Origin of the sequence: Chryseobacterium sp. RR2-3-20 (assembly GCF_017808115.1) — a bacterium.
GTDB classification, from domain to species: Bacteria; Bacteroidota; Bacteroidia; order Flavobacteriales; family Weeksellaceae; genus Chryseobacterium; species Chryseobacterium oryzae.
The window spans coordinates 18,608-29,360 of sequence record NZ_JADQBD010000041.1; the positions used below are offsets into that span (position 1 = coordinate 18,608).

The window sequence follows — 10,753 nt, forward strand, 5'->3', positions numbered from 1 at the left end:
ATGATGAAATAGGTTTTATGCTCAAATATTTGTGTAAAAATAGGGAATTTAAAATCCATTCAAAAATTTTATTGATTTTGTTTTATCTTTAAAAAAAAATTGTTGATGAGAAAATTTTTACTGATTTGTTTTATAGCTGGTTACACAATCTCTTATGCCCAATCTGAACTTGTGTTTGTTTACTTTAAAGACAAACCCAACAAAGCTTCTTTTTACGCCAATCCGCTCTCGGAGCTTAGTCAGAAATCATTAAACAGAAGGACCACTCTCGGAATTCCGCTTAACGATCAGGATGCTCCCATTGAGCAGTCTTACATTCTGGCATTACAAAATTTAGGATTTATCATTACAGATTATTCTAAATGGCTGAATGGTGTTGCCCTTACCGTAAATCAGGCACAGGTGAATATTATTAAATCGCAGACTTTCGTACAATCTGTAGAAAGTTTTGCTAAAAATTCTTCTTTATCTTTAAAATCTCAGAATACTAATAAATGGTCAGATTACGAACTGATACAAAAAAATCTCACGGTTTTTAATTACGGTTCAGGTTCAGAACAAATCGATCAGATTAATCTCAGAACACTGCATTTAGCAGGATTCACAGGAACTGGAGTTACTGTTGCTGTAATAGATACAGGATTTCCTACGGTTAATTCTGGTTCGGCATTTTCAAGGCTGTGGACACAAAATCAGATAAAAGGAGGTTATGATTTTGTCACCAAAAGCAATGATATTTACAATACTTCTCTCAATATTCATGGAACGGTTGTCTTAGGTGCAATGGGAGGTTATCTCGCCAATACATTTGTAGGTTCTGCTCCCGATGCAGATTTTTATCTTTATAGAAGCGAAAATGCAGATGTTGAAATTCCCGAAGAAGAAATATACTGGATTGAAGCTGCGGAAGAAGCCGACAGAAAAGGAGTAGATATCATTACAACTTCTTTAGGATACAACGTTTTCGATGATTCTAAATATAACTACAGTTACGTCCAAATGAACGGTTCGACTTCCTTTATAGCAAGAGGAAGCGAAATTGCTGTTAACAAAGGTATTTTCGTATTAGTTGCTGCAGGAAATTCAGGGGAAAATCCATGGCATTATATTACAACGCCCGCCGATAACGCAAAAGTTTTTAGCATCGGAGCCGTAGATTCTGCTGGAAATTCTTCGGTATTTTCATCTTTTGGTCCCAATTCTTCCGGAGTTATAAAACCTGATGCAAGTGCAAGAGGAACCAATACATCTACCGTAAACAACAATACATTATTTACCTCTTCCGGAACATCTTTAGCAACACCCGTTGCAGCTGGTGGTGTAGCGTGCCTTATTCAGGCATTTCCAACAATGAACAGAGATTTAATGAGAACAAAATTAAGACAAACTGCTTCACTCTACCCTTCTCATACCAATCAAATGGGATATGGAATTCTAAATTTCGGAAATTTTTATAATTCAACATTAAACGCTTCAGAGCTTGTTAAAGAAAAAGAATTAACCATTTTCCCCAATCCCGTAAAAAACATCCTAAATATTGTTACCGAAGCAGACATTATTTCAACAGAGATCTACGATAATTTAGGTAGATTTATTGTAAAATCATCCCAAAAATCTATCAAAGTTGAAGATTTTGCAAAAGGAACCTATTATTTGAAAATTCAGACAAAAAATAAAGTTTATTATGAAAAGTTTTTGAAAGAATAATTTACATATCTATCTTAAATTGAAATTTAATCTGTGTAACTTTTAATTTCAATCATCCTAACCCATAATGACGATTATTAAACATCTAATATTTTGTACTTTTGCAGCACAAAATTTATAATTAGATGAATTACGTTGCTGCTGAGAATCTTACCAAATCCTACGGAATAAGAACTTTATTCAAAAACATTAGTTTTAATATTAATGAAGGAGAAAAAATTGCCATTGTTGCCAAAAACGGGAGCGGAAAATCTACTCTGCTGAAAATTTTAATGGGCAAAGAAATCGCAGACAGCGGAAGCGTAATCATTAATAAAGATATACAAGTAGTACTTTTTGATCAGGAAATTGATTTTGATTCTCATCTCACGATAGACGAATATATGATGACACTTGATTCTGAACCTATTCAGGCTCTTAAAAATTATCATAAATCTTTAGAGTCTACCGATTCAGAATTCATCGAAAAAGCTTTGGCAGAAATGGAAGTTCACAAAGCATGGGATCTGGAGAATGAAATGAAACAGATTCTTTCTCAGCTGAAAATTACAGATCTAAATGCCAAAATGGGAAATCTTTCCGGAGGACAGATTAAACGTGTAGCTTTGGCAAAACTCCTTACAGAAACCCGTGCAGAACATCGCCATACATTACTTATTATGGACGAACCAACCAACCACCTGGATGTGGAAATGGTAGAATGGCTCGAAAATTATCTAAACAAAGCAAAAATCACTTTACTTTTAGTAACTCACGACCGTTATTTTTTAGATAGTGTTTGCGATATTATCTGGGAAATGGAAGACCAAAATTTATTCTTTCACAATGGTTCTTATGCCACTTATCTTGAGAATAAAATGATTCGGGAAGATAATATGGAGGCAACTATAGACAAAGCCAACAATCTTTACCGTAAAGAACTGGAATGGATGAGAAGGCAGCCAAAAGCAAGAACCACAAAATCTAAATCTCGAATAGATGCCTTTTATGAAACTGAAAAAGTAGCAAAAACAGATACCAGAAAACAAGGTTTAGAACTCGATTTTGAAATGAAACGTTTGGGAAATAAGATTCTTGAACTTAAAAATATCGATAAAAGTTTTGGAGATAAAGTTTTGCTGAAAGATTTCAGTTATACCTTTCAAAGGGGCGAAAAAGTAGGAATTGTTGGTAAAAACGGAGCCGGAAAATCTACTTTACTTAATATTATTCAAGGGTTTGAAAAAGCTAACCAAGGCGAAATTGAAACCGGAGAAACCATTCATTTTGGATATTTTTCTCAAAAAGGGCTTCAATATAAAGAAGACGAAAGAGTAATAGATTTCATTAAAGAAGCGGCAGAATATTATCCGTTAGCCAACGGAAAAAGCCTTTCGGCATCGCAGTTTTTAAGATTATTTTTGTTTGATGACCAAACACAATACTCTCCTATTTCCAAACTTTCTGGAGGTGAAAAAAGAAGACTGCATTTAATGTACATCCTGTATCAGAATCCTAATTTCCTTATTTTCGATGAGCCTACCAATGATTTGGATCTTCCCACTTTAACGGTTCTCGAAAACTTTCTACAACAGTTTCAGGGCTCATTAATCATTGTTTCTCACGACCGTTACTTTATGGATAGAATTGTAGATCATATTCTTGCATTTGAAGGTGATGGAAAAATTAAAGATTTTGTCGGAAACTTCTCCGAATACCGAGAAAGTAAAAAAATTGAGGACGGAAACCAAAAACAGTATGACAAAAAAATAAAAACTGCAGAGGAAAAAAATTCAGATAAGCCTACAGAACCTGCCGCATCTAAAAATCAAAACTCCAAAAAGAAACTTTCCTTCAAAGAGCAAAGAGAACTAGAAACCATTGAAAAAGAAATGCCTGATTTCGAGAAGACAAGAGCCAAAATTCTGGAACAGCTTAATAATGAAAGTGACTACGAAAAGATAGCTTCATTATCTGCAGAACTGGAAAATATATCAGAAAAGCTTGAGTTACATGAAATGAGATGGCTAGAACTTCAGGAACTACTGGGAGAATAAAAATAGAAGGGTTTGAATGTTGATAAACTATCATTTTCAGCATTCAAACCCTTAAAAATTTTAGAAATAAATATTTTTTTCAGTTTTAGAACTTTCTACCGCAGCGTCAATGATTTTCATATTCTGAATAATTTCTGCAGCAGGTGACGGAAGCGGATATCCAAAAACAATGTGTTCGTAAATCTGCTGATAATAATTCATGTAATTTCCGGGTTCACTCGAACTTATAATTCTTTCTGTTTGATTGTTTTCATTGATAAAATTAAGAATTCCATCTGCTTTTTCTAAAGACTGCGTCCATACTTTTCCATAAATAGGAATAGCACCTGCAACAAGCTCATTTTCCTGATGATCTGTTCTTTCCTGTAAAAAACTTCCTTTACTTCCATGAAAACTGTATGCATAATGTGCTTCTTTAACGAAAGTGCTAGATTTTAGTCTTACTATTAAATTATTTTGGTAGTGAAGGAGGATTTCGAAATAGTCATTGGCAAATTCAATCCCTTTCATCGAGAAAACATCTGCAAAAATCTTTTTAGGAAAGCCGAAAAGTTGAGTTGCCTGATCGACAAGATGAGCACCCAAATCATGTAATGTTCCAGAACCTTTCTGTTGAGGATTTTCTTTATGTTCTTTTCCTCCGGCTTCCGTCCGGAATCTGTCGAATCTAATTTCAGCTTCTTTTAGTTCTCCCAATACATTTGTGGCAAGAACTTCTTTTACCTTCAAAAAATCTCTGTCGAACCTTCTGTTTTGGTAAACGCTCAGAAATAAGTTTTTTTCTTTGGCTAAATTCACTAATTCTTCAGCTTCCGCTGTATTTACCGTAAATGGCTTTTCTACAACAACATTTTTACCCGCTTCTAAAGCTTTTTTCACAAATTCAAAATGGGTTTGAACGGGAGTATTTACCACTACCAAATCTATATCTGCCTCACTCAACATTTCATCTACAGAACGATATATGGTTGCATCGCTGTATTTTTCTTTAGAATCCTGTTTGTTCCGCTCCACAATTGCAGCAATATAAAAACCCGGATGCTCTTTCAAAAACGGAGCATGAAAAACTTTTCCACTCATCCCGAATGCACACAAACCTACTTTTACCAATTGCATAATTCTATTTTTTTTCAAAGTTATTATAAAATTGGATCATTTTAGCTTAAAATGGAGAAATTACACCTTTCTAAATTAGCATTTATTGACAAAAATCAGTTAATAGTTTTTATTAATTCTAAATAATAATTTACATTTGCACTTTATTTAAAACCACTCTAAATAACTAAGAAACTATCATGAAAAAACAGTTGTTGGCAATAGGCTTAATATTTACAGCCATTTCTGCAAATGCACAATTAAAGTTTGCCGAAGCAGATACGCTAAGAATCCATACTATTGAAGACGTGAATCTTCATAAAACTGGAAACCCCAACAAAGCAAGACCATTATCTACAAAGTCTAATCTTACGATAATGGAAACTCCACAACCCATATCGATAGTAACCCACGAAATTATTGAGCAGCAACAGGCAAAACAGCTAAGTGATGTTCTACAAAATGTAAACGGTATTTATGTAACTTCTTCCAGAGCAAACTCGCAAGACAGTTTTGGTGGTAGAGGTTTCATTCTTGGAAACGATAATATGTTCAAAAACGGATCCCGTATAAACAGCGGAGTTTTCCCTGAAGTATCAGGCTTGGAAAGAGTTGAAGTTCTGAAAGGAGCAAATGCAATGCTTTACGGAAATACTGCTGCAGGAGGTGTCATTAATATGATTACCAAAAAGCCTAAATTCAATTTTGGAGGAAGCGTAGGGTTGAATGCCGGAAGCTGGAATTCTTATAAACCAACGGTAGATGTTTATGGTCCGCTTTCCAAAAATATAGCTTTCAGAGTAAATGGAGCGTATGAATATGCTGAAAATTTCAGAGATGTTGTAAAATCTGAAAAATATTATTTCAACCCATCATTTTTATTTAATCTGAGCGAAAAATCTCAGCTAATTGTAGAGGCAGATTATCTTAAAAATGATTTTACACCAGATTTTGGTCTTGGTTCTATCACCGAACGTGATGGTTTAACGTACAAATTGAATACTCTTCTACCAAGAACTGCATTTTTAGGAACAGATTGGCAGTTTCAGAATGTTGAGCAGGTTTCCACGAACGTAACTTTCAATCATCAGTTCAACCAAAACTGGTCTTTAAATGCGACATCTTCTTATCAAAATTATACGAAAGATTATTTTTCAACAGAAAGAATCCAGTGGGGTTATGAAAAATCTACCGACAGACTTTTCTACAAAAGACCTTTAAACAGAACTTACAACGAACAAAATTATACTTCTGCACAAGTTAATTTGAATGGTGAATTCAACACTGGTAAAGTTAATCATAAAGTATTGTTCGGAACAGATGCAGATTATGGTGTTGCAGATTCTTATTCTTACTTTAATCCGACCAACAGATTAGCTTACGGAAACAGTTATTTGTATGGAACAAACGGAAACAGCAACGGAATTTTGTATCTTGATAATCCTTCAACATGGATTGGCGGAAATGTGCCAGATTCAGAAAAACTGGAAAAAAACAGAATCAATACCAGAAGAATTGGTGTGTATGCTCAGGATCTCATCAGTCTTACAAAAGAATTTAAAGTAATTGCCGGATTACGTTGGTCTTACATTCAAAATATGCCGACCATTAATACTAAGTTCAAAACTTCTACGGGCGGTTTGGTTAATCTTAATTCTTCTCCTGAGAAAAAATTCACAGATAACTCGTCTTCATCCGATCAGGCAATATCTCCAAAACTTGGGTTAGTGTACAATCCTAACGATAATCTTTCTGCATTTGCAACATATACCAATTCTTTTGTTGCCAATGTTGGAAAACTGAGAGATGGTGAAACATTGCGACCTACCAATATCGACCAATATGAAGTGGGGGTGAAAAAGAATATCTGGAACAATGCTTTGGCAATCAATCTAACGGTTTACCAGATTCTTTACAGAAATTATTATCAGGCTGCTTTAGATGATAATGGTAACCCAATAGATCCTACCGGACTTACAAAAGATTTTGCCGGAAAAATGAGAAGCCGAGGTGCAGAACTTGATATTACAGGAAATCCTACAGAAAACCTATCTATTATCGGGGGTGTTTCATATAACAATTCTGTATATCTAGACACTCCGGACGTTTTTGGTTATGTTGAAAACCAGAGATTGGTAAGAACGCCTGCTACCACTGCAAATGCTTCTGTATTTTATAAATTTACTAAATTTGTTCCGGGCTTAAAATTAGGAGCAGGAGTTTATTACATTGGCAACAGATTGGCGGGATGGAACGATACGAAATCCGGAAACAACAGTTTACAGAAAAGAAACGGAGTCAGCAGAATATTTGAACTTGAAGATTACACCACTGTTTCTTTATCTGCAGGATACGACTGGAAGAAATTTTCTATCCAGGCTAAAGTTGGAAACCTGTTTGATGTTGCCAACTATAATGTTCACGAGAATTATTCTGTGAATCCTATTGTGCCTAGAAATTATTATTTCACTCTGACTTATAGACTGTAAATATTTAAATTAAATAAATAATACTACATAAGTGGAAATTGCTATTTTGCAGTTTCCACTTTTGAAATTAAAATGAATAATATATATGGATAAAATTAAAGACACAAAAAGCTTCATGAGAATTACCCACCGTTATTTGGGATATTTTATGGCAGGAATTATGGTAATTTATTCCCTAAGTGGAGTTTTATTGATCTACAGAGACACCGATTTTCTAAAAAAAGAAATAAAATACGACAAAGTAATTGAGAAAAATCTGGATGAAAAATCTTTGGGTAAAGAGTTGAAAATAAAAAATCTGGAGGTTGAAAAAACTGAAGGAAATATTTTAAAATTTAAACAGGGAACATACGATTCTTCTACCGGGCAGGCAAAATACAGCAAAAAAGAGCTTCCTTATGTGTTAGACAAAATGGCAAAACTACACAAAGCTAAATCTGAAGACAAATTGTCGCCATTAAATGCATTTTTCGGAATTTGCCTTTTCTTTTTTGTTATTTCCAGCTTTTGGATGTTTAATCCTAAAAGCAAAGCCTTCAAACGTGGAATGAAATTTACAATTGCTGGACTTGTTGCTGCAGTTATTTTATTATTAATATAAGAGGTAATTGGGTATCTTCAATTATCAAATCATCAAAAAAAAATACTTTTTGTAAAAATATCTTTTCTATTGAAACTAGCCTCTACACCCGAAAACATATTCCTGCATTGGTTTGGCACAGTTATTGTGCATCATCATATATTCAAAATAATAACCATTAATTATTAAAATTATAAATTATGAAAAAACTAATTCTTACAGGAATATTAGCTGTTGCAGGATTAACTACTACAGCAAATGCACAAATTCAAAAAGGTAACTGGATGGTTGGTGGAAATTTGGCTCTTGCAGACTTTGGATTAAATAAAGGCGGGGGGTATAATTTTTCTATTGAACCTAAAGGTGCTTACTTTATCGAAGACAATATTGCAGTTGGTGGATACGTAGATTTGGGATTTAAAGGAGCAAAAGACGCTGCAACTACTTTCACTTATAATGTTGGTGCTTTAGGACGTTATTACGTTTCACCAGGAGAGAAAGGTATTGACAATTTATTAAATCACGGTCGTTGGTTTGTTGAAGGTAATGTTGGTGTTGGTGGAACTACTATTTCTAAAGGTGGTACTTCATCAAATGGACTTAATTTTGGTGTTGGACCTGGGTATTCATATTTCATAACTCCAAATATTGGATTAGAAGGACTACTTAAATATGATGCAAATGCTGGATTTGGTAATGTTGGCTACACTAATAAAATAAAATTTTCTTTAGGTTTTCAAATTTATTTACCAACATCTAAAGCAAAGCAAATTATTAACGATGTTAAATAATAAATAGAATAAACTATTACAAATAAATTTGACAAAAGCGGCTTGGAAAATATTCCAATGCCGCTTTTTCATTCAAACTAAACTATATAATAAATAAAAAAAACCAATTTCTATTTGTTGGGTTGCGGTGTATATCTTAAATAAGGTTTCACTTCTTTCACTCCTTTAGGATACAGCTTTTCTGCCTCTACCGTAGGAATTGTTGGAGGAATAATTACATCATCACCATCTATCCAATTTACAGGGGTTGCAATTTTATATTCATCTACCAATTGTAAAGAATCTAAAACTCTCATAATTTCATTAAAATTTCGTCCCGTTGATGCTGGATAAGTAATAATTAATCTTACCTTTTTTTCAGGATCAATAATAATTAAAGAACGAACTGTTGCAGTTAAAGAAGCATTTGGATGAATAAAATCATACAATTCTGAAACTTTTCTGTCTTTGTCTGCAATAATAGGAAAACGTACTTGTGTATTCTGCGTTTCATTGATATCTTCAATCCATTTTTTATGATCTTCTGCATCATCTACGCTTAGCGCAATCACTTTAGTATTTTTCTTTTCGAAATCTGCCTGAAGTTTTGAGGTAAAGCCAAGCTCTGTTGTACACACGGGTGTAAAATCTGCCGGGTGAGAAAATAATATTCCCCAAGAATCTCCGAGAAATTCATAAAAATCAATCTCCCCAACAGATGAATCTGACTGAAAATTGGGTGCTGTATCTCCTAATTTTATTGACATATCTTTTTGTTTTATTAGTCTACAAATTTAATAGACTTTTTATAACTGGCAAAATTATTGCAAAGAATATTTCCTAAATTTGTAAAAAAAAATTTCATGGATAAAAGTCTGAGCTATCTAGACACAGTTTACAGGGTATTAGAGAATTGGTATTTTAAATTTGCACAACTCACTCCAAAGCTCGTAGTGGGAATCATTGTTTTTTCATTTTTTTTAATTTTCAGTAAGTATCTCAGTAAGGCTGCTGTTAATTTAATGCATGAAGTATTTCCGAATAGTAAAAAGGAAGGATCTGTGGTCACTATTATTGGTATTTTCAGATTTATTATCATGCTATTCGGAACGTTTATCTCCCTGGAAATTATGGGTTTCAGCGGATTTTTATGGAAATTTATAGGAAGTTTAGGAGTTGCAGGGGTTATTGCAGGGGTTGCACTGAAAGATTTGGTTTCGAGTATCTTTTCCGGAATGTTAATTGGAATTGACAAAGCTTTCAAAGTAGGTGATTACATCACAATAGGAAACCACTCCGGAACTGTACAGGATATCGGCTTTCTTACAACAAAAATTATTACCGACGACGGAAAAAAAGCTTATATACCAAACCAAGTGGTTTTCAACGCTCCGTTTTATAATATTACAGCATCTCCACAAAGAAGAGTTATCTTAGATTTTGAAATTCCTGCCGATGAAGATATTCAAAAAGCTCAGGAAAGTATTCTAGATGTCATTAAAAATCTCGATAATACAGACCGCCTTGAAACTGCGGAAGTAAATTTCACCAATTATAAATCCGGAGCATTTACAGTTCAGGCAAAATTTTGGATTGCTATTGGAGCCAATATAGCACATGTAAAAAGCGATGCTCTTCTCAAAATTAAAATAAGACTAGAACAGGCACAAATTCCTTTAGTAACTCCTACAAGCATAAGTCTTGTTAATCAGACTGAAACAACCCCTGAGTAATAAATTTTAAGTACGTCAATTAGAATATAATGATCACAATATTAAATCAATTTAATACGTATTATAAGTTTTAAGAAAATTCGGTTAGCGGAATTACATTAGTGTGAACTATCTTTGCAACTTCAAATTGATTAAAATGAAAAGTATTTATTCAAAATTATTGGCATTAGTATTTATAGCAAGTTCTGTATATTCTTATGCTTGGGGATTAACCGGTCACAGAATTATTGCCGAAATCGCTCAGAATCAATACTGTCCTAAATAAAAATTATTAAAAATAGAAACAGCCTAAATACCTATTTTACATTTAGCTTTACATTTAATTTCAAAAAAGAACCCCTTG

9 protein-coding genes are annotated in these 10,753 nt (G+C 33.6%); 7 read left to right on the forward strand and 2 right to left on the reverse strand.

Translation table 11 applies throughout. The features are described 5' to 3' along the window. The first annotated feature begins 105 nt into the window (after positions 1 to 105). On the forward strand, positions 106 to 1,707 hold the full coding sequence (locus tag IV513_RS10255) for a S8/S53 family peptidase (RefSeq protein WP_209390479.1): 1,602 nt from the start codon (positions 106 to 108) through the stop codon (positions 1,705 to 1,707). Positions 1,708 to 1,832: 125 nt separating this feature from the next. Continuing rightward, positions 1,833 to 3,743: an ABC-F family ATP-binding cassette domain-containing protein gene (locus IV513_RS10260; protein ID WP_209390480.1), complete on the forward strand. Its 1,911-nt coding sequence runs from the start codon at positions 1,833 to 1,835 to the stop codon at positions 3,741 to 3,743. Positions 3,744 to 3,803: 60 nt separating this feature from the next. On the opposite strand, the gene IV513_RS10265 is transcribed toward IV513_RS10260, so the two are convergent. Further along, a complete protein-coding gene (locus IV513_RS10265) occupies positions 3,804 to 4,859 on the reverse strand; it encodes a Gfo/Idh/MocA family oxidoreductase (RefSeq protein WP_209390481.1) in 1,056 nt (351 codons plus the stop codon). Positions 4,860 to 5,038: 179 nt separating this feature from the next. On the opposite strand from IV513_RS10265, the gene IV513_RS10270 reads away from it, so the two are divergent. From IV513_RS10270 to IV513_RS10280, 3 genes are all read left to right on the forward strand, one after another. Continuing rightward, on the forward strand, positions 5,039 to 7,327 hold the full coding sequence (locus tag IV513_RS10270) for a TonB-dependent siderophore receptor (protein ID WP_209390482.1): 2,289 nt from the start codon (positions 5,039 to 5,041) through the stop codon (positions 7,325 to 7,327). Between the two features lie 85 nt (positions 7,328 to 7,412). Then, a complete protein-coding gene (locus IV513_RS10275; RefSeq protein WP_209390483.1) occupies positions 7,413 to 7,928 on the forward strand; it encodes a hypothetical protein in 516 nt (171 codons plus the stop codon). A 179-nt stretch (positions 7,929 to 8,107) separates the two neighbouring features. Continuing rightward, positions 8,108 to 8,698 (forward strand): hypothetical protein, encoded by a 591-nt coding sequence (locus IV513_RS10280; RefSeq protein WP_209390484.1) that lies wholly within the window; start codon positions 8,108 to 8,110, stop codon positions 8,696 to 8,698. A gap of 110 nt (positions 8,699 to 8,808) precedes the next feature. Here IV513_RS10280 and IV513_RS10285 read toward each other — a convergent pair whose 3' ends face one another. Then, complete coding sequence (locus IV513_RS10285) at positions 8,809 to 9,444, reverse strand: peroxiredoxin (protein ID WP_209390485.1); 636 nt, start codon at positions 9,442 to 9,444, stop codon at positions 8,809 to 8,811. Between the two features lie 96 nt (positions 9,445 to 9,540). Here IV513_RS10285 and IV513_RS10290 point away from each other — a divergent pair, with 96 nt between their 5' ends. Continuing rightward, positions 9,541 to 10,410: a mechanosensitive ion channel family protein gene (locus IV513_RS10290; RefSeq protein WP_209390486.1), complete on the forward strand. Its 870-nt coding sequence runs from the start codon at positions 9,541 to 9,543 to the stop codon at positions 10,408 to 10,410. Between the two features lie 136 nt (positions 10,411 to 10,546). Further along, on the forward strand, positions 10,547 to 10,675 hold the full coding sequence (locus IV513_RS15955; protein ID WP_262897345.1) for a hypothetical protein: 129 nt from the start codon (positions 10,547 to 10,549) through the stop codon (positions 10,673 to 10,675). Positions 10,676 to 10,753 lie beyond the last annotated feature (78 nt).

What these genes read in the sequence shown, in the direction of transcription:
- IV513_RS10255 (WP_209390479.1), top strand. Translation starts at nt 106, where the DNA reads ATGAGAAAATTTTTACTGATTTGTTTTATAGCTGGTTACACAATCTCT.
- IV513_RS10260 (WP_209390480.1), top strand. Translation starts at nt 1,833, where the DNA reads ATGAATTACGTTGCTGCTGAGAATCTTACCAAATCCTACGGAATAAGA.
- IV513_RS10265 (WP_209390481.1), bottom strand. Translation starts at nt 4,859, where the DNA reads ATGCAATTGGTAAAAGTAGGTTTGTGTGCATTCGGGATGAGTGGAAAA.
- IV513_RS10270 (WP_209390482.1), top strand. Translation starts at nt 5,039, where the DNA reads ATGAAAAAACAGTTGTTGGCAATAGGCTTAATATTTACAGCCATTTCT.
- IV513_RS10275 (WP_209390483.1), top strand. Translation starts at nt 7,413, where the DNA reads ATGGATAAAATTAAAGACACAAAAAGCTTCATGAGAATTACCCACCGT.
- IV513_RS10280 (WP_209390484.1), top strand. Translation starts at nt 8,108, where the DNA reads ATGAAAAAACTAATTCTTACAGGAATATTAGCTGTTGCAGGATTAACT.
- IV513_RS10285 (WP_209390485.1), bottom strand. Translation starts at nt 9,444, where the DNA reads ATGTCAATAAAATTAGGAGATACAGCACCCAATTTTCAGTCAGATTCA.
- IV513_RS10290 (WP_209390486.1), top strand. Translation starts at nt 9,541, where the DNA reads ATGGATAAAAGTCTGAGCTATCTAGACACAGTTTACAGGGTATTAGAG.
- IV513_RS15955 (WP_262897345.1), top strand. Translation starts at nt 10,547, where the DNA reads ATGAAAAGTATTTATTCAAAATTATTGGCATTAGTATTTATAGCAAGT.